Below are 21,067 nucleotides of genomic sequence, written 5' to 3'. Positions count from 1 at the left end.
CGCTACATCACTGGTCGAGGACATCACGCAAGTCCCAGAGGCGGCGCCAGGTGTGCGTGCCGGACTCGGCGCGGCGGCGGACCGCGCCGTCCCAGTAGGCCAGGAGCCGGGCCGCGTCGGCGGGATCGTCCTTGCGAACGACCCCGAGCAGGTGACCGGGCAGCAGCGACAGCGGGTCGCGGTCGCTGGAGAAGTAGGCGTTGGCCAGACCGAGGGACGTCGCGACGGAGACGGCTTCGGCGGTGCTCATGACCGTGCTGGGCCGCTCCACGGCCCACCCCTCGACCGAGGTGCCCGCGCGCAGGTCCCGGAACGCGGTCACCAACGCCTCGAGCACGACGTCGTCGATCGCGAAGGTCGCGTTGACCCGGTCGAGCGCGGCGGTGGCCTGCCTGCGCACCAGCGCGATCTCGGCTCCGAGGTCGCCGATGGGGCCCACGGCCTCGAAGTTGAACCGGCGCTTGAGCGCCGCGGACATCTCGGACACGCCCCGGTCGCGCAGGTTCGCCGTCGCGATGACCGTGAAGCCGGGAGCCGCGTGCACGGTCGCGTCGTCCGTGCCGGACAGCTCCGGCACGGCGATGCGCCGGTCCGACAGGATCGACACCAGCGCGTCTTGGACCTCCGGCAAGCACCGGGTGATCTCCTCGACGCGCACGACGCCACCGTCGCGCATCGCGGTGAGGACCGGGGACGGGACCAGCGCCCGCGGACTCGGCCCCTCGGCGAGGAGCAGCGCGTAGTTCCAGCCGTAGCGGAGCTGGTCCTCCGTGGTGCCAGCCGTCCCCTGCACCACCAGCTGACTCGTGCCGGACACGGCCGCCGCCAACAGTTCCGACAGCATCGACTTGGCCGTACCGGGCTCGCCGACCAGCAACAGGCCCCGCTCGCCTGCCAGTGTGATCACGGCGCGTTCCACGAGCGCACGTTCCCCGACGAACTTCTGGCTGATCGCCAACCGCGCGGGGAGACCGGCCACGGGGGTGGGCAGGGTCAGCGGGTCGCTGCCCATGATGAAGGTGACCGCGGCACGGGGTGTGAGCCGCCAGCCCGGCGGTTTGCGGCCGTCGTCGTAGGCGGCGAGGAACGCCAACTCGTCGCGGTAGGCGTCTTCGGCGGGATCGACTTGCCTGCTCATCGGCGCCGTCCAGTCCGGAGTTCCTCGTAGGCGGGCGCGTCACCGTCGAGCACGCGGCGCCAGGCGCGGGCGAAGAGGTCGGCGATCGGTTCTCTCGCGGCGATCACCCGGGTGGGGATGTCAGTGAAGCCGAACATGGGGGCTTTCCAGGTCTCCAGGGGCACGTGGGGTGTGGGCAGTGCGAGCCACCCGCCGGGCAGGAACAGCGACCGCCCCGCGCGAGCTCGTTTGGCGGTGAGGACCAGGTCGGTCTCGGCGAGCGCCGTCCGCGCGGCGCGCAAGCGGGCGGGCTTCCACCCGGTCCAGCGCGCCACGTTGGCGTCCGTCGGGTCCGGCAAGGCCAACAGTTGCAAGTAGACGGTGGCCGCGTCCGGCTCCAGGCCGTGCTTGCCCGCGACCTCGTCCACCAGGTGCGGCACCGAGAAGCCGGGGTCCTGGAAGTGGGAATCGGGGCCACCCGTCGGTGGTACGGCGCAGGCCGCCGTCAACCCCTCGCTGCCGAGCAGGTCCCAGGCCGCGAGGACCTCACGGGAACCGGTCATCTCGACCACCGCCACCAACTGATCCCGATCTTGTGGGCTGAGGCGGCCGGGCCACAGTGCGAGGTAGTGGTGGGAGCGCTCCGAGACGTACACGCCCAGCCAGTCGCGGATCCTGCCGGTTTCCCCGGGTGGCGGCAGGTCAGCACCCAGCAGGCCGCGCAGGTCGGCCTCGTCGACCGCGCCGCCGAGGGCGATCCCGAAGTCCGGGTGGCTCGCCCGCTGCTTGGCCAACGCCAGCGCCTCGGGCAGGGTGGCCCGGTGCGGCGACCCGGCCGGGAGGCGTTGCGCCAGCCACTGCAGCACGCGGGGTACCGCGTCGAAGTCGTTGACGCCGAAGCCGTCCGGGTTCTGGCTGACCACCTGCCGTCCCGCGTGCCGCATCACCGCGTCGGTGGTGAGGGCACTCGAACCGGCCGGGTTGAGCAAACCGACGACCTGCTCGACCGGAGCCTGCACCAGCAGCTTGGCCGCGTCGACCAGGATGGCGTCGTCAACGGGCCGCGACCGACCCACCACCTCGTTCCAGACCTGGGCCGCTGCCGCGACATCCGGCCCGGCGGTCCACAGGTCCTCGGGGTCCGCGGGGACCAACGCGGCCAGCAACCGACCGCGGACGTCCTCGTCGAGGCGCCGCATCCGCTCCCGCGCCGCGTTCGCCGCGGGAGCGGACAGGCCGAGCAGAGTGCGGTCCTGGGTGCTGATGAACGTCCGGCCCCATGTGCTGACGCCCGGCATGCCCCCGAGCAGGTAGGCCGCTTCCGCGCTGCCCATCCCGGTCGCCTCGACGAGTTCCGCCGCGGTCTCCGGTCGCCAGGACAACGGCCCTCGAGCGGCGAGGGTGTCGAGGAACCGGTGGATCCACCCGCGATCCGGGGTCGCGGGCAACACCCACTCGCGCTCGGCTGACCACGTCGCGGGCATCGCGAAGTCGCCAGGGACGGCGGCGAACTGGATGACGGTGGCCGGGCGGCCATACCAGCCGCCGTCGACCACGTCGAGGAACCCGCCGGGCACCGGTGTCACGGCGTTGCGGGTGATGGTCTCCTGGACCGGCACCCTGATCGACAGGGTCCGCCAGTGGCCGGGCCGGTCGAGGATGCCGCTGTCGGCCGTCCACCGCAGCACGTGCCCCAGCGCGGCCCGGTCAGGTTCCGGCGTCAACGGCGAGGCGGCCCGGTGCGCCAGCGCACCGAGGTGCGGCAAGAAGCTGAGCCACGCCGTGCTCGTGCACTCGGGCAGGGCCGCAGCGACCGGGCTGGGCTGGGCCGCGGCGGCGCGCAAGGCGTCGATGACGGCGGGCAGCGTGGCCGCAGCCCCGGTCTGGCGTCCCCCCTGGAAGTCACCGAACCAGTTGAGCGCGGTGTTGACCTCGTCATCGGTCACCACGGGAGCGGCCGCGCCCAACCAGTCCCCGAGCGCCCTGGCCTGGACAGCGAGGTCACCGAACGCGCGCAGCCCGACCTGGTGGCGAGCGGCGGCGCGGACCACACCGACAACCCCCGCGAGGAGGCCAGGATGGCTGAGACCGGGCAAGCCCGCGAGGACGGCCATGGCGACGGCATCGCGTTTGCCCGCCACGATGTCGCAATAGGCAGTCTGATTGTCGGGCGCGGCCTCAGTCCCGACTTCGGCGGCCGCGGCGGCCAGCATTGCGCGCACGGCATCGATGGTCACCGCACGCAGCGCGGCCGAACCCGCCAAGTCACGCGGGCGGAAGAGGTGCCACCACAGGAAGGGCACCACCAGGGGCGTGCCCGCGGCGTAGTCAGGGTGGTTCTCGCCGTCGATGATCGTGGCCACCGCCACGTCTTCCGCGTCGCGCAGCGTCATGAGCCGATGACTGCGCACCACGGCAAGCCTGCCGCCGGGCACCTCCAGGAGCCCGTTCACGGCAACAGCCGAGCTAACGCGTCGCCCGTCGGTGCCCTCCCCCGTCCAGGACCCGTTCTCCTCCCGGCGCAACCGCCACCCGTGCAGCCCGCCCGCGGCGCCCAGAGGACTCGCCTCGGTGCCCGGGGCCGTCGGCCGGAGGTCGCACTGGTGAAGATCCAGTTGAGCGCCCGCCTCGGCGAAGTCGTCGAGGAAGGCGGGCAGGCTGGCCCGACCGGCGGTGCCGGTGTTCGGGTCGACCTGGAACCACTCCCAGCCGTTGCTCCACCGGGCGCACCACACCGTGGTCCCGTCGCCGAAGGTCATCCGCGGGTCGGAGAGGTGCGTGTCGCCGGGGTGGACGGCTCGTCGACCGGTGAACCTCCCGCCGCCGGGCAGGGCGATCGACGCGGCGATCGTGTGCCCACCCCACGCGCTCAGCTCTCCCGGGGTGAAGTGCCGACGCGGGTCGTCACTCCAGTAGGCCAGGTTCTTGTCCGGCCCGAGCCAGTAGGTGAGGAGCGCGCTGTCGAACCACGCCCCCTTGATCGAGGAGTGCCACGTCGCCCGTGCCGCAGCCGGGATCTGCGCCAGGTGCTCGGTCAGGACACCGTCCGGTCCGACCACGACGACGCGGCTCTCGTGCCCCAGCACGACCGCGGGCCACCCCTCGCCGATCACCTCGACCGCGCGCTTGCCGTCCTGGGTGACCGGGAAGCTGACGACGGCCTGGTCCAACGCCTCCCACCCGAGCTCGTCGAACACCCCGGCCCGCAGCGTGTGCAGGAGTGCGCTCTCGACGTCGACCGCGGCCAGGGAGTCCGCCGCCTCAGGGGCGTCGGCGAACGCCTCGGGGACGCCCAGCACGGCCAACTCGCTCACGGTGGCACCGATGGCGAGGACTGTGTGTCCGGGTTTGACGACGCGGGTGGTGATCCAGTCCTTGAGAGCCGCCCGCAGCCCCGGCACCTCTAGAGCACCGCGCAGCACCGCCGCATCGGTGACGCCGCCACGCGAGTGGTTCCGCAGGTACCCGAATACCTCGGTGCCCAGGCGCTCGGCGAGATCGCTGCCCGCCACCGCGGCCAGGTCACGTCGACCCGGGGTCGTGTCGACCAACCACCCCCGGACGTTCATGTCGAGTGGGAGATCGCCGGTGTTGATCGGCACCCCGCAGGCGATCAACAGGTCGAGCAGGTCCAGTTCGACGTCGTCGCGGCGGGCGACGACGGTGACGGATTCCCCGTCGGCGACCAGTCGCGCGGCCATCGCCTCGACCAGGTCGAGCAGGGCCGGGGTGCGCTCCGGCGCCCGCCACTCGGCCCACCGGGCGCTGATGACCTCGCTGAGCCAGCGCGCCGGGCTGATCGGTGCCGCCGGATCCGCGGCGCCGGTGAACACAGCGGTGGCACCACCGGCGGTGACGATGTCGAGCCACGGGTCGAAGGTGCCGTGTCGACGCGGCACGAGCACCAACAACCGATCCCGGACCGCTGAGTCGTTCCTGGTCAGCGTGATCAGTGCGTCGCGATAGGACTTCCAGAACCCGGCGGCGGCGCGGGCCACGGCCGTGGTGTCCAGGATCGCGCGCAGCACCGACTCGTCCTCGGCGCGGGGGTCGAGCGCGGCCGCCTTGACCAAGCGCCGGAGGTCTTCCGGCATCCCGGCATGCGGCGGCAACCCGCCCTTGACGCGTTCGACGCAGAGGGTGCGGAACCGCTCGTACGCCTCCGCGGGCGGGTAACGGCGGGCGAGCTCCTTGGCGTACGCGGACAACGCCTTGGCGGGCAGCACGCCTGCGAAGGCGAACTCCAAGAAGACCGCGCGGACCCGGTCTGGATCCACCGCGAGGTCGTGGACCTGTTCGGCTTCGCGCGCCTTGCTGAACATCGTGGACGCGTAGTTGGCGTTGCCGTGCCGCAAGAAGATCCGCGCCGCCTCCTCGAAGAAGGTCGGCAGGAAGTGCGGCGCCGATCGGCCGAGCATCGCGGCCAGGTCGGTGAACCCGTCCTTGGCGGCACCGGCCTTGGACTTGGCCACCCTGTCCAGCCGCTCGATCTCCTTGACCAGGGCCAACGCGTGGTGCGCGTTGCCGGGGTCGTGCACCAGCGCCCACGCCGGGAAGCCGAGCGCGACCCGCCGGGCCGTGCCCACCCGGGTGCTGCTCTCCGGCGGGGCGAACCCCAGGTAGTCCGCGGTCAGGTCCTCGGCCTCGGCCAGCACGCCGGGCACCAGCCGCACGACGACGCGGTCGTCGAGTGCGGGGTGCCGGTAGCTCCTGGCCAGCAGGTCGTCCCGATCGGCGCCCTCGCTCGCGCTCGGCAGGACCGCCCCCGCGGCCAGCAGCGCGGTGTCCGTGCTCATGCGACTGTTCCCCCCACTGCCCCGTACCCTCCACAACTCGGTCCGAAGTGGAGGAACGCCCCCCACGCACGCCAAAGAGTAGCGGTGGGCACCGACAGTGCGGGTGCGGTTGTCCACAGGTCCGGTCGCGACCGGACCTGATCAGCGAGCGGGCAGCTCCAGTGCCCAGCGGTACGCCTGCACAAGACCGCTGTTGAAGCCCGCGGCCGAACCCCACAGGAACAACCGGAAGTGCCGGTACAGCGGCTCGCCCCAGTTGCCGATCACGTGCTCGCGGTTGCGGTCGAGCTTCTCGGCCCAGATCTTGCAGGTGAGGTAGTAGTTGTGCCGCTCGTCGTCCACCGAGGTCAGGTCGAACGGCGACTTCGCGACCTGGTGCAGGTAGTCGTGCAGCAGCAGCGGGCTGGACACACCCGGGTAGACGTAGCGGCTCATGAAGGTCGACGTGCGGTGCTTGGCGCGCATCGCCAACGCGTCGAGGTAGACCCGGCCGCCGGGCTTGAGCAGCTCCTCGTACTTGCGCAATGACGTCGCGTAGTCAGGCAGGTGCTCGGTGACACCCATGTTGACCACGGCGTCGTACTTGACGCCCGGCGAGTACTTGTAGATGTGCTGGCGCAGCACCTGGCACGGCAGGCCCTCGCGGTCGATGAGCCCCTTGAGGTAGAGCTCCGACGGTTCGGACAGGGTCAGCGTGGTGACCTCGATGCCCTTGCGGCCCGCGTACTCGACGAACGCGCCCCAGCCGCCGCCGACCTCGAGGACCTTGTCCCCCGGGTTGAGTCCCAACTGCTCGATGGCCATGTCCATCTTGCGGGTCATGGCGTCTTCGATCGGCTCGTCGTCGGACTTGAAGGAGCCCTGCGTGTAGCAGCGGTGCCGATCGTCCAAGAAGGACAGGAAGAACTCGGGGTCGCGGTCGTAGTGCGCGGTGATGGACCGCCGGTCGTGCTCGGTCTTGCCGCGCACGAACGCGGGCAGGAACCGGTTGGCGTAGGAGAGCGGGTGGAAGTCCCCGAAGAACTTGCGCACCGACATCGCGGCGAGGAAGTCGCCCTCGATCTCGAGGTGGCCCGCCAGGTAGGCGAGGCCGACCTGGACCTGGTCCAGGGAGTTCAGCGCGGCCATGCCCTTGCTGTTGTTGGCGATCAGGGTGAACACCGGGTCGCCGGAGCCCAGGGTGCGACCGTCCCCGGTGGGGGGCTCGACGCGGAACGGCACCTCGGCCCGCTTGCGGAAGAACGTCCGGTAACGCCGCCCGAAGGCGCCCCAGTCGGCTTTCTGCCCCGTCACCGGCCCAGGATATCAGCGGGGGCCGACAAATCACCACGAAGTGACGACGCGACCGCCGGTGCCCCGCCCCCGGGATCAGCCCGCGACGGCGTCGAGTTCGGCCACGTCCTCGGCGGTGAGGGCGATGTCGGCGACGGCCAGGTTCTGTTCCAGGTGCGCGGGTGTCTTCGTGCCGGGGATGAGCAGGATGTTCGGTGAACGAGCCAGTAGCCAGGCGAGCGCGATCTGCCGGTCGGTGGCGCCGTGGCGGGAAGCGACGGTGTGCAGAACGTCGGCTTGGATCGGTTGGAATCCGCCTAGGGGGAAGAACGGCACATAAGAGATGCCCAGCTCATTGGTGCGTTCGATCAAGGAGTCGTCGCCGCGCTCGGTGATGTTGTAGTGGTTCTGGACACAAGAGACCGGGGCCACCTCACGAGCCTTTTCCAACTGGGCGAGCGTCACGTTGCTGACGCCCAGTTCGCCGACCAGGCCCTCTTCGCGTAGCGCGGCGAGCACGGCGAACGACTCCTCCAGCGGTGACTCGTCCATCACGCGCAGGTTGACCACGTCGAGTCGCTCAACACCGAGGCGGGTGAGGTTGTCGTGGACGGCGGAGCGGAGTTCGTCGGGTGCCAGCGCGGGCAGCCAGTTGCCGGTGTCGTCGCGACGCGCCCCGATCTTGGTCACGATCACCAGGTCGGCCGGGTAGGGCTTGAGCGCGTGGGCGATGAGCTCGTTGACGACGTACGGGCCGTAGTAGTCGGAGGTGTCGATGTGGTCGACACCGAGCTCGACGGCGCGGCGCAGGACGGCGACGGCGCCCTCCGGGTCGGCGGGCGGCCCGAAGACGCCTGGCCCGGCCAGTTGCATCGCCCCGTATCCGACCCTCTTGACGCTTCGCAGCACGCTCATGGCGCCAACTATGCCCGGAGCGGGCCGCGCGCGTGCGGTCAGCCGCGGTGCGGGAAGTGCGCTACAAGGGTGCTCCTGCCGTCCTGGTGGCGCAGGTGCACCTCGTCGGCCAGAACGCGTAGGAGCGGGAGGTTGAACCCGCCGTCGATGGGGAGACCCTGCACGGGCAGCTGCCAAGGGCCGTTGTCGGCGACGGTGACGACGATGGCGGTGGAGTGCGCTTGGACCGTGAGCATCACGGCGCCCTCGGCCGAGTCCACGCGCACGCGGTGCTGGACGGCGTTGGTCATGGCCTCGTCGGTGGCCATGACGATGTTGCGGGCGGTCTCGAGGACGACGCCGTGGTCGGCGAGCCAGCCGCGCACGTGGTTGCGCACGGTGACCAGGAGGTCCAACCGGGGTGGCATGCGCACGGTGAGCACGTCGCCCTCGGTCGAGGCCACAGCCGAGACGGCGGTCGGCACACCCGCCTCGCCTGCGCCCGGAGCGGTCGGCACCGTGCTACCCCCTTGGTCACGCCATTCACACGTCATCGAACGAGTCGCCTCCGGCAATGTATCCGTTACCGCGGGTTCATCCTGACGGGCTGGGCGGACCGGGGGAAGAGGTCGCGTCCACCGCGGTGATGGGGCAAGGTCACCGGTGTGCGCGTCGACGAGCCGGTGGCCGGGGAGATGGCGGGGCTGGTGGCGGCCTTCGACTGGTCGACGACGCCGCTGGGACCGCGTTCTGGCTGGTCGGAGGCGCTGCGCACGGCGGTCGGCCTGCTGCTGGAGTCGCGGCACCCGATGCTGCTGTGGTGGGGCGACGAGCTGACGGTGCTCTACAACGACGCGTTCGCGCCGCTGGCGGGCACCAAGCACCCCGGGGGCCTCGGGGTGTCGGGGCGGGCGGTGTTCGCCGAGGTCTGGCCGACCATCGGCCCGGAGATCGACCACGTGCTGCGGACCGGTTCCGGTACCTGGGTGGACGACCACCGGCTGGTGATGAACCGGCGCGGGTTCGCCGAGGAGACGTTCTGGACCTACTCGCACAGCCCGGTGCGCGAGGGCGACGGGCGGATCGCCGGGGTGTTCAGCACGACGACCGACACGACGTCGCGGGTGGTGGCCGCGCGCAGGCTCGCGGCGCTGCGCGACCTGGGTGGACTGCCCCGCTCGGCCGACAACTCGGTCGAGGCCGTGTGCTCGGCGGCGGCGCGGGTGCTGGCCGAGCACACCGCCGAGATCGCCTACACCCGGTTCCACCTCGTCTCGGCGGACGGCGAGCTGCTCGTGGCCGCCGAGTGCGGGCAAGCCCCGCAGGACCAGAAGCGGGGCGCCGCGGTGGCGGCGGCGTGGGAGGCACGGGAGTCGGTGCGGCGGGGCAGCCGCGAACTGCTGGTGCCGTTGCAGCCGGGCAGCGGCGGGGACTCCCCCGGTGTGCTGGTGCTGGGGGTGTCCGAGCACCGGGAGTTCGACAAGGACTACCACGACTTCCTGGTGTTGGTGGGTGGGCAGATCTCGGCGGCGGTGTCGGACGCGCGGGCGTACCAGGACCAGCGGCGGCAGATCACGGACCTCGCGGAGTTGGACCGCATCAAGTCGGACTTCTTCGCCAATGTCAGCCATGAGTTCCGAACACCGTTGACGCTGATCGCGGGGGAAGCCGCGGACGCGGTGGCCGACCAGGCGACGCCTCTGGCGCCTACGCAGCGGAAGCGGGCCGAGGTGGTCCTGCGCAACGCGGAACGGTTGCGCAGGCTCGTTGAGGACCTCCTGGATCTGGCCCGGTTGGAGGCGGGGGCTCTTACCCCGGATCTCAGGTGGACCGACCTGTCGGCGTTGACGGAAGAGGTGGCCACGTCCTTCGCGCCCGCTGTGCGCAAGGCAGGCCTATCGCTGGTCCTGAGATGCCCTGCATTGCCCCGGTTGGTCGCGGTGGACCGGGGCATGTGGGAGAAGGTCGTGCTGAACCTGTTGTCGAACGCGGTCAAGTACACCTTCGCCGGGCATATAGAGGTGGAACTGGTCGACCTAGGCGACGACGTTGAACTAGTGGTTCGCGATTCGGGCGTGGGGCTGCCACCGGAAGAGCTGCCTCAGGTGTTCACGCGGTTCCATAGAGTCACCGACAGGCGAGGGCGTTCGTTCGAGGGGGCTGGGATCGGGCTGGCCTTAGTGGACGAACTCGCCCAGCTGCACGGTGGCTCCACTAGCGTCATCTCAGCCGTGGGGGTGGGTAGTGCCTTCCACGTTCGCATCCCCTATGGAGATGTGGCTGCCGAGGCCGGGGTATCGATCCCGGCCGGGCGGACGGCTCACCTGACGGAAGCGCTGCGGTGGTCGGACGCCGCTGTCGAACCGGTGCCACAGGCCCCGAAGGACGCTCCGACGGTCCTGGTCGTCGACGACAACCCGGACCTGCGACGGTTCGTCACCGCCCTGTTGAGCCCGACCTGGCACGTTGCGCAAGCCGAGGACGGTACGGCGGCCTTGGCCCGGATAGCCGAAGAGGCCCCTGACCTGGTTCTTAGCGACGTGATGATGCCGAGGATGGACGGCTTCGAGTTGGTTCGCACGTTGCGCGCCGATCCGGCGACCGCGGAGCTACCCGTTGTGTTCTTGTCGACACGGGCAGGCGAAGACGCCGCGATAGAGGCCCTGGACGCGGGCGCCGACGATTTCCTGCCCAAGCCGTTCTCGCCCGCTGAACTGGTGGCACGCGTCCGATCCACCCTTGAGCTGGCCCGGCTGCGGACCCGCGCGGCACGGTTCCGCAAGACGCTCGTGGAGGCCCTGCAAGAGGGGTTCTACCTGGCCGATGCCGAGGGGACGGTGATCGAGGCGAACGCCGCGTTCGGGAAGATCACCGGCTACCCGGTGAGCGGGCTGCCGTTCCGCTGGCCCTATCCGTGGTTGTCCGAGGGGGAGGACCGCCACCGGCAGGGGCGGGTGCACGCGCAGTTCCTGCGGCAGGGCGAGGGCGAGTTCCTCTACCCGATCCGGCACCGGGACGGGCACCGCGTGTGGGTGTCGTCGCTGGTGGCGACCCTGCCGGACCGCACGGGGGCGGCGCGGATGTCGGTCGGCACCATCCGCGACGTGACGGCCCGGGTCACCGCAGCCGACCGGGAAGCCACCCTGGCCCGCTACACCGCGGCGCTGGCGTCCGCGGTTGACGTCGACGGTGTGCTCGGGGCGGGCCTGCCCGCGTTGGCTGACGCGTTCGGGGCGTGGTCGGCGGCGGTGGTGCTGTGGCGGACGGGGTCGCCTGACCCGCGCGTGGTGGCACATCCGACCGCGGTGGGGTGGGAGCAGTGGTCGCCCGACCTGAGGCAGGCCATCGCGGATGCCATGCGTCGCCGTGCGGGCGCGGTGGCGGTGCTGCGCGATGAGACGGGCCTGGCACTGGTCACGGCCCTAGGCGCAGCGGACGCTGTGTTGGTCGTACGGCCGAAGTCCGCACCAGACCCGGCGGACCGGTCCCTGTTCGCACTGATGTCACAGCACTTGGCGCTGGCGACGGCACGGGCTCGTAGTTTCGACGAGACGCGCGGGGTGGCGCTGACCCTGCAACACGCCCTCTTGGGCCCAACCGACCTGCCTATAGGGCTGGCTGTGCGCTACGAGCCCGCGGTGCTCCCCTTGGAGGTCGGCGGCGACTGGTACGACGTGGTTCAACTGCCACAGGGGCGGATCGGGATCGTCGTAGGTGACTGCGTGGGCAACGGGCTGGCGGCGGCAGCAGTGATGGGTCAGCTCCGCAGTGCTTGTCGGGCATTGCTCCAGCAGGCAGACAGCGCCGCGCAAGCGTTGTCCCAATTGGACGCCTACGCGGAAGATGTGCCCGGGGCAAGTTGTACGACTGTGTTCTGCGGGATCGTCGATCCGGCCAATGGCACGCTTCGGTACAGCCGGGCAGGGCATCCGCCCCCAGTCGTGGTGACAACCGATGGGGATACCCACGTGTTGGACGCAGCAGGCTCCCTGCCGCTGGCGGTAATGCCGAACACGAACCGGACAAACGCACTCACCGAGCTACCGCGAGGATCGACAGTCCTGCTCTACACCGACGGCTTGGTGGAGCGCCGGGACGAGCCGTGGGACGTGGGCCTCGACCGACTGCGGTTCAGCTTGTCGCGCCAAGCAGCCCCGAACGTCCCTCTGGCGACCGTAATCGACCGCGTATTCGACGACCTACGCCCAGCATCGGGGTACGACGACGACGTGGCGGTAGTCGCCTATAGGGCGGAGCACTGACGTGGGGGCTGTACTCCCTAGGCGCGACTCCTAAAGGCGCGACCCAGCCCTTGCACACCGCCGTCAGTGCCATCATCGACGGGGTTCACCCCGGGTAGCCAGGTCACATACGCGCGCACTGCGTGCTGGGGGTTCTCGCGGGCTACGATCTGCACCCGACGAGCGGGTGGAAGGAGCCTGGGGTGAGTGATCCGGCACTGCTGACGATCACCGTGGACGACCGGGCGGCCACCGTGGTGGTGTCGGTGGTCGGGCAACTGGACTTCGGGACGACGCCGGAGCTGGTGCGGGCGACCGAGGCCGTGGTGGCCGGCGGTCGGCCGGTGGTACTGGACCTGGGCGAGCTGTCGTTCTGCGATTCGAGCGGGCTCAGCGCCCTGGTCAGGCTGCACAAGGCCGCGGTGGCGGGCGGCGGGGCGCTGACCCTGGCCCGGCTGCGGCCCCAGGTGTCGGCGACGATCTCGGCGACCGCGCTCGACCGGCTGTTCACCATCGCCGACGATGTCCCGCGGCCGTGAGCCCGGACCGGGTGCCGGACGCGCGGACCTACGACATCACCCGGTTCGGGCTTTCCGACATGGTCCGCACCGCCGCCGACCTGCGCAGACTGGCGGAACTGGCGGTCGACTTCAGCGCGGCGGCGCGGGCGGTGGTGACTCGGCTGCACGACTGCTTCACCGACGAGCACGGCCCCGTGCTGCCTCTGGTCCGGCTGCTGACCATCCGTGCGGGCGCGGAGCTCGAGCACCCGGGGGTGTCGGCCGCGGCCAGGTACCTGGTGTTAGAGGCGGCTGTCGGGCCTTACGCCGAGGCCGAGGTGGTGCGCGAGCTACCGCGCCTCGACGAACTCGACTCGATGCCGTTCATGGCCGCGATGACCCGCGAGTTCGGCCTCTCCCCCGGCGACACGGTCCACGGGCGCGGTGACGGCGACGGGTACGGCGTGTTCCACGTCCCGGTCGCCGCGGGTAGTGGCTTCCTGCGGGACCAGGCGCTGGTGACCGAGCACGGCATCGCCTCGGTGCTGGGGTTCGGGGGTGTGCTGCCGGGGGGTACGCCTTTCGCGGCGGTGTTGTACTCGCGGGTGCCAGTGCCTGCCGGGACCGCGGAGCAGTTCAAGGCGGTCGCGATCGGGCTGCGCGTAGGCCTGCTGGCGCACGGGGCGGGTCTGCCTGCCGAGCGTGATGCGCTGCGCCAGCACCTAACAGTGCTGGAGAAGGCCTCTAGGGATCAGGCCACCGCGTTGGAGGAAGCCGTCGAGCAGTGGCGCGCCGCTGCCGACCTGGTCGACTCACTGCAGGTCGTGGGCAGGCGTCTTACAGCGCAGCTGGACATCGATGCGATGGTGCAAGACGCGACCGATGCGGCGACCAAGGCCACGGGGGCGGCGTTCGGCGCGTTCTTCTACAACCTGATCGACTCTTACGGCGAGTCGTACACCTTGTTCACGCTGTCGGGCGTGCCTAGGTCGGCGTTCGAGAAGTTCCCCATGCCGCGCAACACCAAGGTGTTCGCCCCCACCTTCGTGGGAACCGGCACCACCCGCTCCCCCAACATCACCATCGACGAGCGCTACGGGCAGAACCCGCCCTACCACGGCATGCCGCGAGGGCACCTGCCCGTGTGCAGCTACCTCGCGGTGCCGGTGGTGTCCCCGTCCTCCGGTGAAGTTCTGGGGGGTTTCTTCTTCGGCCACCCCGAACCCGATCAGTTCACCGAGCGCCACGAGCAGTTGGCCGAAGGCATCGCGGGCTACAGCGCGATCGCGTTGGACAACGCGCGGCTGTTCGCGAGGCAGCGGACGATGGCGACGGAGTTGGCCCGCAGCATGCTGCCGACGATCCCGCCGACCCCGGGCCTGCGCGTCCTGTCGCGGTACCTGCCCGCCGCGACCGGCGCCGAGGTGGGCGGCGACTGGTTCGACGTGGTGTCACTACCGGTCGGCCGCACGGCTTTCGTCATCGGCGACGTCGCGGGTCGAGGCGTGTCAGCGGCAGCGGTGATGGGCCAGATCCGGACGGCGGTGCGCTCTTACGCGCTGTTGGACCTACCGCCCTCCGAAGTGTTGCGCAACAGTTCTGAGTTGGCGATGGCAACACCGGACGCTGACTTCATCACGTGCCTCTATGCGGTGCACGATCCCACCGACAACACCCTGACGTTCTCCAGTGCCGGTCATCTGCCCGCGGTGTACATCTCGCCCGACGGCACACCTTCGCTGATCGGGCAGATGATGGGGATGCCGCTCGGTGTTGGGACGACCTTCACGCAGCAGCAGATCGAGTTCCCTGTAGGCGCACGACTTGCTCTCTATACGGATGGACTTGTCGAGACCAGGAACGGCTATCTCAACGACGGCATCGAGTCCCTTGCGAGCGCTCTTCGCGAACTGCCCGCGGACGACAACGCCTTGGACGAGCTCATCACGCACCTGACCGCCGGAGCCCACACGGACGACGTGGCCTTGCTCTATGTGCTCAACGAGGGCAACAACCGCCACTTCGCCACGCTCGCCCTAACGACCGCCGCCGACGCCGCGGCACGGGCCCGGGATTTCACCACTAGGCACCTGGAAGCGTGGGGACTGGGTGTGTTGACAGATCGCGCGGTCACCATCGCCAGCGAACTGGTCACCAACGCCATCATGCACACCGGCCAACCCGCCGTCCTCCGCCTCCACGCCGACTCAACCCGCCTAGGCATCGACGTCAGCGACTACGGCCCCACACGCCCACGTACCCTCCCCGCCGCCCTAGAGGACGAGCACCACCGAGGCCTCCACATCGTGGAGTCCTTCGCTTCCCGCTGGGGCACCCGAACAACCCACGACGGCAAGGTCGTGTGGGCGGAGATCATCCTCCCCCGCAAGCGTTAGGCCGTGGTGGCGGCTACTAGTGCCGCCACCACGGCTTCCGTCAGGGCTTGTTCCAGCGCACAGCGTCGTTCAGGGACACACCGCTGATGGTGCCCTTGTTGCTGACAGCGGTCGCCTGGCTGCTCCACGACCCTGCCGGGACCGGGAGCGAGACAACAGCGCCCGTGGCGTTCCACTTCACGGCGCGGGAGAAGAACGACCCCGATCCCCGCTCATACCCGACGACAACGCCGTTGTTGTTGAGGTCGTAGGCGGCACTGCCAATCGCATCCGACTGGATGGCCAGGTAGGAGGCCGCGCCCAGGGCATCCCAGCGCACAGCGCGGAACTGGTTGGGGCCAACCGTGGCGTTGCCCACGACGATCCCGCTGTCGTTGATGCCCGCAGCGGGTGCCGGAGACAGCGATGATCACACCGTGCGCGGTTGATGGCGCCCAAGTAACGGGGAGCACTCCATTAGCGGTCTAATTGATCGAGTGGCGTGTTTCTTCCTGTCTTCGGATCGCGCCACGGGCACGTCGAGTTTGTTCACGTCATCCGCGGCCAAGTAGGCCCGCTTGGCCAGCACCGTCAACGTCAGCGCCTCGGGGTGGCTGACTGCCGCCAGGATGGACCAGCAGCGGGTCACACACTCGGACGGCTTCCGCCCCGATGCCGGGCCGGGTGGTTCGTCGGGTGGCGTTCGCATGTCGGTCAGTGGACGGATGTCTCGGGTGGGGTGGACGAGCAGGCTGGTACCAGGACAAACCACCCTGCCTGTGATCCTGGAGCACGCGATGACCCCCTCCCCCGAAACCCCGCACCAGCGCCTTACGCGCAACTACGGCGAGATGTTGCAAGAGATCCGAGTCGCGCAGACCGGGGTGCAGTTCCTCTTGGCGTTCCTGCTCGCGTTGGCGTTCACACCGCGGTTCGCCGAGATCAGTCAGTTTCAGCGCACGGTCTACGTAGTGGCCCTGTTGTTGGGGGCAGCGGCCACGGCGCTTCTCATAGCACCCGCACCGTTCCACCGGCTCGTCTTCCGGCGCCGCCTTAAGAGCCACCTGGTGGCGGTGACCGGATGGTTCACCCTGTGCGGCTTAGGCTTCCTCGTCCTGTCTCTAGGAGCGTCAATGCTGCTGATCCTGGACGTGGTGCTGGGTACGCGTCAGGCGGTCTGGTTGACGGCCGGGATCGTGGGGTGGTTCGTGGGGTGGTGGTTCGCGGTGCCGATGTGGAGCCGGCGGCGGGGGCAGCGTCATCCGGACTCGAGGTAGCGCGCGGCCTCCCTGGCGATCTCCGTCCGGGAGGCCATGCCCAGCTTGGCGAGGATGTGCGAGACGTGGGTGGCCACGGTTCGCCGGGACAGCACCAGTCTCGCGGCGATCGCGGGGTTGCTCAGTCCCCGTGCGACCAGTTCGGCCACGGTCGATTCCGCCGGTGTGAGGCTGCTCCACCCCGTGCGCTCTACGCGATGCCGCACTCTAGGGCCGCGACGGATGCCATGGGCGTGGAGCGCCGAGCGCAACCCTGCCGCATCCCAAGCCGCGCCGAGCGTCTCATAGAGGTCGTCGGCGGCCGTGAACGCCGCTCTTGCTTTCGCGGCATCCCCCGCTTCGGCCCACGCGATCGCGGCGGAGTGCAGTGCGCGGCCGCGCGCGAAGAGGCGGCCCGCGGTGAGGAAGTGCTCGGCAGCCTTAGACAACGCGAACGGGTCGCGGTCGATCAACCCTCGACAGAGGGCGGCCGCTCCCCTCCGGTGGGCAGTGGGTTCTTCTGACTTCTCGGCCAGTCCGGCGACATACTCTGCGGCAGTGCGGTCACCGAGGAGCAGCGCGAGTCGGACGGTCTCGGGAAGCAGGTCCTCCATCTCTTCCAGTTCCTGCGCCGTCTCCGACAGGCAACCCAAGAGACCGGCCAGCGCGCGGTCGGCCTTACCACGCCGTTCATGGTCGATTGCCTTGGCGAGAGCCAGAGAGCCGATCACGCGGTTCCCGATCCGCTTCGCGGGTTCAGCCGCAGCAGCAAGGTGAGCGGCGCCGCGGTCTGGGTCGCCCCTGTGAAAGGCGACAAGCGCGGCGATGCCGTGATCGCAGCACGCGACTCCGGGGTCCTTGACGTCATCAGCCAGCGCGGTCACCTCATGGAGAGCGTCATCCCAGCGGCCGACATCGAACAAGAGCTCGCCGAGCGCACTGTGGGCTTGAGCGAGCCGAACCTGGCCGCCTGCCTCTTGGGCCAAGATGCGCACGGCGGTCGCGGCGGCGATGGCCTCCGGGTAGCGGTCGACGTCGCCTAGAGCGACTGCCTGGTTGATCTGCAGGAGTAGGCGCAAGTCGAGCAACGCGGGATCGGCGCCGGTGACCGCGAGGGCCCGGTCGAACAGGGGCAACGCGGCGGCGACATCGCCTCGCATGATCGACACGATGGTCAGGACGTGCAGGGCCCAGCCAACGGTCCAGCGGTCGTCACCTGCGGCCTCCAACGCGCGGGCGGCGACAACTCCAGCCAGGTCGACCTCGCCGAGGTCGCGGTGAGCTCGAGCGGTGAGCACCAGCAGCCGAGCCTGGTGCCTCTCCGGCAGCCCAGCACCCGCGGCGGCGAGAGCGCTAAGAGACTCCCTAGAGCGACCGGTCAAGGCGCGGCACTGGGCGAGAGTCCAATGGAGGTCGACGACGAGGTCCGGGTCGACCGTGGCGGCCAGCGCGCGCGTCGCCACGTCCTCGGAGCCCTTGGGGTCACCCGTGCGATAGAGGGCGTCAGCGAGACGGGCCGCGAGATTGCCGCCTTCGCCGGTATCGCGGACCGCACGATCCAGTAGACGCACAGCGAGAGCCGGGGACTGCGCGATGAGTGCTGGCGCGGCGTCACCAAGCCACGCGGTGGACCAGGCGTCCAGGCGAGCCGCTCCGGACAGGTCTACCGCGCGGAGGAACTGCTTCGCGACGCGGCGGATCGGGGCTCCAGAACCCGCGAGGGCGACAGCGGCGTCTCGGTGCAGGACGGCTCTTACGGCGGCTGGCAGGTCGTCGTGGATCGCGGACCGGATCAAGGGGTGGCGGAAGGCCAGCCTGTCGGCTGACTCTCGAAGAACGCCCGCAGCACGAGCCTCCTCCAACGCGCCTACCAGATCGGTGACCCGCTCCCCCAGTACCGCGGCGACGTCGGCGGGGTCGAACTCGACGCCCAGCAGGGCAGCGGCGCCTAGAACGGAGCGAACTCGTTCCGGCAGGAAGTCCAACCTGTGCGCTATGGCGGCAGCAAGTGACCCAGGTGCCAAGTCACCCGTGAGCTCGGCCGCGCCTTCTTGTGCCGCTATGGCGCCCGCCCGACGCAGGGCATCGACGAGTTCGGTTATATAGAGCGGATTTCCGGCAGCCCCATCAGCGAGCGCGAGCAGGCGGGCGCCGGGAGCGCCTCCCGCGAGGTCAGCGACAAGAGTCGTGACCGCGTCATCGTCGAGGCGGTCGAGGGCAAGTATTCCGGAGCGGCCAACGGCTCTGCGAATCGCCAACAACTCAGTTCCGCGCGGGACTCGGCGGGCCATGCCTATAAGAAGCAGAGGTAAGTCGCGGGCAAGGCGCGCCAGGTGACACCAGAGGGCAGCGGTAGCCCTGTCCGCCCACTGGAGGTCATCCATGACAAGCACAGTGGGGGTCGCCGCGCACTGGTCAGCGATGATGGCCAAGAGATGGCGCGACGCGGCGGCCACAGGGTCAGTGGCACCGGTCTCGCCGCGCAGCAACCGGTCAGCGGACTCTAGGCGGGGATCGTCACCGCGCAGAGCGTCGAGCACAGGCAACAGAGGCAGGTCCTGACCGAGCTCGTCGCCATAGCCCCACCGGACGGCACACCCGGTTGCCTCTCCGGTGACGGCTCGCACGAGGGTTGTCTTGCCTATGCCGGGTTCGCCCTCGATCAACAGCACGCGGCCCCGCCCAGCCCGCAGGGCCACCACAGCGGCGTCGAGGCGACGGCGCTGGTGGGCGCGACCCAGTGGTGCGGACATCGGATCAGCTTAAGAAGGTGAACGGAAGGTGAACAGGCATGCACGGCAAGGTCGAGCCCAATGGCCTAGCGACCGCTCACCCACCGTGGTCGCCTGGGGTTACGCGCGCATTCACCGGGCGTTGACGCGGGTGTGGCGTCACCGTGGCGTGGCATTGCGACGATCGGTCCGGTCCACACCGTGCACAGCCCGTCCGGGCCGCACCGGCCGGACGGCCGACCGACGGAGAACCCCATGCGCGCCAAGCGTTCCCTTTTCGCCGCCCTCATCGCCGCCGCCGCGCTCGTCGTGGGCGTGGTCATCGCCACCCCCGCCGCCGCGGGCACCGACCCGGGCATGACGCACAACTCCACGCCCGGGATGACCCACAACTAGCACTGTCCGTTTCACCCGCCCCGCGCGCGGGTAAACCCACCTGAGTGACTGAACGACGGGATTCCGGGCGACAGGTTTCCGGCCGCTACCGTCTGGTCGAGCCGCTGGGCAGAGGCGGCATGGGCGAGGTGTGGCGGGCTTACGACGAGCGCCTGCACCGCACGGTGGCGGTGAAGCGGATGCGGGTCCCGGCGGGACCCGAGGCGGAGCGCGTCGGCCGACTCGCGGAGCGAGAAGGCAGGATCGCGGCGAAGTTGCAGCACCCGGGCGCGATCACCGTGTTCGACGTCATCGACGACGACGGCTACCCGTGCCTCGTCATGGAGTACCTGCCGTCCACGAGCCTATCTGAGGTGCTGGCCTCCTCCGGGCCGCTTTCCCCGGAGGAGGCCGCACGTATCGGCGCGGCTGTCGCGGCTGGCTTGGCCGCGGCGCACGAAGCCGGGGTGGTGCACCGCGACGTCAAGCCCGCCAATGTGCTCTTAGGTGAAGACGGCCGGATCAAAATCACCGACTTCGGGATCTCGCGGCTCGCTGCGGACTCCTCCGGCACCATGACCTCCACCGTAAGAGGCACCCCGGCCTATCTGGCACCGGAGGTCGCCAGAGGCGAAGTGGCGACGTTCGCCTCCGATGTGTTCTCGCTCGGCGCGACGCTGTACACCGCTGTTGAGGGCGCCCCGCCGTTCGGTCGGGACGACAACCCGATCGCCTTGCTGTACCGGGTATCGACCGGGGTCTTCACGCCGCCAGAGAGGGCGGGTGCACTAGCACCGCTGCTTCTGCACATGTTGGATCCAGACCCGGCAGTGCGCCCCACGATGGTCGAGGCGCGCGACGCTTTGAGCGCCTTCAAGGCCGATCCGATCGCCTTCACGCCGACAGAGCATCTGGAGCCAGTAGAGCCTCCGAAGCGTAGGCGTTCAGCGATCGTGTTGGTGGCATTGGCGCTACTAGCGGGCGCTACGGTCGCGACTCTCGCTTTGGTCGACAGCCAAGACACAGGTGTCGCGGCCCCCATAGAGTCCACGCCGCTCACACCTGCGGCTACCACCCCGGCCCCAACGCAACCGCCGACAACGTCACCGCAGCCACCTGTGACCACCGCTGCCCCACCTGCCCAAGACCCCGTAGTGCAGTCGCCGGGGGATCCCGTGGCGGCGCTCACGGACTACTACGCCTTGATGCCGAGCGGGCTTGAGCAAGGGTGGACCCGGCTGACGGAGAAGTTCCAGCGCAACCCAGCGGGTGGGTACGAGGGCTACCAGCGCTTCTGGAGCGCCGTCGCAGGGGTGAAGATCTCGGGTGTGACCCCCGCGGGGGAGAACACGGTGAAGGTCACGCTCGACTACCGGTTCGCCAATGGCAAGAACGTCAGGGAAGTACACCGTTACGTGCTGGTGAACGTAGGCGGTCAGTGGAAGATCGACCAGTCGACGGTGCTCAGCAGCCGTCCCGTCTGACGCTCCTGGCAGGTACCGTGACGAG

At 69.8% G+C, this 21,067-nt stretch carries 13 protein-coding genes; 6 read left to right on the top strand and 7 right to left on the bottom strand.

Annotated features, from left to right (window positions below):
* Positions 1-7: 7 nt before the first annotated feature.
* The 5 genes from JOD54_RS19660 to JOD54_RS19640 form a co-directional block, all read right to left on the bottom strand.
* A complete protein-coding gene (locus tag JOD54_RS19660; protein WP_204451932.1) occupies positions 8-1,138 on the bottom strand; it encodes an ATP-binding protein in 1,131 nt (376 codons plus the stop codon).
* A complete protein-coding gene (locus JOD54_RS19655; protein ID WP_204451931.1) occupies positions 1,135-5,913 on the bottom strand; it encodes a hypothetical protein in 4,779 nt (1,592 codons plus the stop codon). The genes JOD54_RS19660 and JOD54_RS19655 overlap by 4 nt, the downstream gene beginning before the upstream one ends.
* A gap of 141 nt (positions 5,914-6,054) precedes the next feature.
* Complete coding sequence (locus tag JOD54_RS19650; RefSeq protein ID WP_204451930.1) at positions 6,055-7,206, bottom strand: class I SAM-dependent methyltransferase; 1,152 nt, start codon at positions 7,204-7,206, stop codon at positions 6,055-6,057.
* A gap of 75 nt (positions 7,207-7,281) precedes the next feature.
* Entirely contained in the window at positions 7,282-8,100 is an 819-nt protein-coding gene (locus JOD54_RS19645) for an oxidoreductase (protein WP_204451929.1), read from the bottom strand.
* A 38-nt stretch (positions 8,101-8,138) separates the two neighbouring features.
* Positions 8,139-8,597 (bottom strand): ATP-binding protein, encoded by a 459-nt coding sequence (locus JOD54_RS19640; protein ID WP_204451928.1) that lies wholly within the window; start codon positions 8,595-8,597, stop codon positions 8,139-8,141.
* A gap of 147 nt (positions 8,598-8,744) precedes the next feature.
* On the opposite strand from JOD54_RS19640, the gene JOD54_RS19635 reads away from it, so the two are divergent.
* The 3 genes from JOD54_RS19635 to JOD54_RS19625 all read left to right on the top strand — a co-directional run bounded on the left by JOD54_RS19635 (position 8,745) and on the right by JOD54_RS19625 (position 15,216).
* Entirely contained in the window at positions 8,745-12,341 is a 3,597-nt protein-coding gene (locus JOD54_RS19635) for a SpoIIE family protein phosphatase (protein ID WP_204451927.1), read from the top strand.
* A 182-nt stretch (positions 12,342-12,523) separates the two neighbouring features.
* Positions 12,524-12,859, top strand: coding sequence for an STAS domain-containing protein (locus JOD54_RS19630; protein WP_204451926.1), 336 nt, complete (start codon positions 12,524-12,526; stop codon positions 12,857-12,859).
* Positions 12,856-15,216 carry an ATP-binding SpoIIE family protein phosphatase gene (locus JOD54_RS19625; RefSeq protein WP_307860176.1) on the top strand — a complete coding sequence of 787 codons (2,361 nt, stop codon included), beginning with the start codon at positions 12,856-12,858 and terminating at the stop codon, positions 15,214-15,216. The genes JOD54_RS19630 and JOD54_RS19625 overlap by 4 nt, the downstream gene beginning before the upstream one ends.
* Before the next feature lie 40 nt (positions 15,217-15,256).
* On the opposite strand, the gene JOD54_RS19620 is transcribed toward JOD54_RS19625, so the two are convergent.
* The gene (locus tag JOD54_RS19620) at positions 15,257-15,574 is read right to left on the bottom strand and encodes a hypothetical protein (protein WP_204451925.1); all 318 of its coding nucleotides are present in this window, start codon (positions 15,572-15,574) and stop codon (positions 15,257-15,259) included.
* A 418-nt stretch (positions 15,575-15,992) separates the two neighbouring features.
* On the opposite strand from JOD54_RS19620, the gene JOD54_RS19615 reads away from it, so the two are divergent.
* Positions 15,993-16,472 carry a DUF6328 family protein gene (locus JOD54_RS19615; protein WP_204451924.1) on the top strand — a complete coding sequence of 160 codons (480 nt, stop codon included), beginning with the start codon at positions 15,993-15,995 and terminating at the stop codon, positions 16,470-16,472.
* On the opposite strand, the gene JOD54_RS19610 is transcribed toward JOD54_RS19615, so the two are convergent.
* Positions 16,454-19,204, bottom strand: a complete 2,751-nt coding sequence (locus tag JOD54_RS19610; protein WP_204451923.1) for a helix-turn-helix transcriptional regulator — start codon at positions 19,202-19,204, stop codon at positions 16,454-16,456. The genes JOD54_RS19615 and JOD54_RS19610 overlap by 19 nt on opposite strands.
* A 234-nt stretch (positions 19,205-19,438) precedes the next feature.
* Between JOD54_RS19610 and JOD54_RS19605 the strand changes: the two genes are divergently transcribed.
* Positions 19,439-19,579 (top strand): hypothetical protein, encoded by a 141-nt coding sequence (locus JOD54_RS19605; RefSeq protein ID WP_204451922.1) that lies wholly within the window; start codon positions 19,439-19,441, stop codon positions 19,577-19,579.
* 44 nt (positions 19,580-19,623) lie between these two features.
* The gene (locus JOD54_RS19600; RefSeq protein ID WP_307860175.1) at positions 19,624-21,042 is read left to right on the top strand and encodes a serine/threonine-protein kinase; all 1,419 of its coding nucleotides are present in this window, start codon (positions 19,624-19,626) and stop codon (positions 21,040-21,042) included.
* Positions 21,043-21,067 lie beyond the last annotated feature (25 nt).

This window comes from Actinokineospora baliensis, assembly GCF_016907695.1.
GTDB lineage: Bacteria > Actinomycetota > Actinomycetes > Mycobacteriales > Pseudonocardiaceae > Actinokineospora > Actinokineospora baliensis.
Note: the sequence above shows the minus strand (reverse complement) of the source record. Positions and strands in the feature narration are given on the sequence as shown.

Excerpts from the sequence above, each read along its gene's own strand:
- JOD54_RS19645 (WP_204451929.1), bottom strand. The coding sequence starts at position 8,100 with ATGAGCGTGCTGCGAAGCGTCAAGAGGGTCGGATACGGGGCGATGCAA.
- JOD54_RS19610 (WP_204451923.1), bottom strand. The coding sequence starts at position 19,204 with ATGTCCGCACCACTGGGTCGCGCCCACCAGCGCCGTCGCCTCGACGCC.
- JOD54_RS19605 (WP_204451922.1), top strand. The coding sequence starts at position 19,439 with ATGCGCGCCAAGCGTTCCCTTTTCGCCGCCCTCATCGCCGCCGCCGCG.
- JOD54_RS19660 (WP_204451932.1), bottom strand. The coding sequence starts at position 1,138 with ATGAGCAGGCAAGTCGATCCCGCCGAAGACGCCTACCGCGACGAGTTG.
- JOD54_RS19655 (WP_204451931.1), bottom strand. The coding sequence starts at position 5,913 with ATGAGCACGGACACCGCGCTGCTGGCCGCGGGGGCGGTCCTGCCGAGC.
- JOD54_RS19615 (WP_204451924.1), top strand. The coding sequence starts at position 15,993 with ATGACCCCCTCCCCCGAAACCCCGCACCAGCGCCTTACGCGCAACTAC.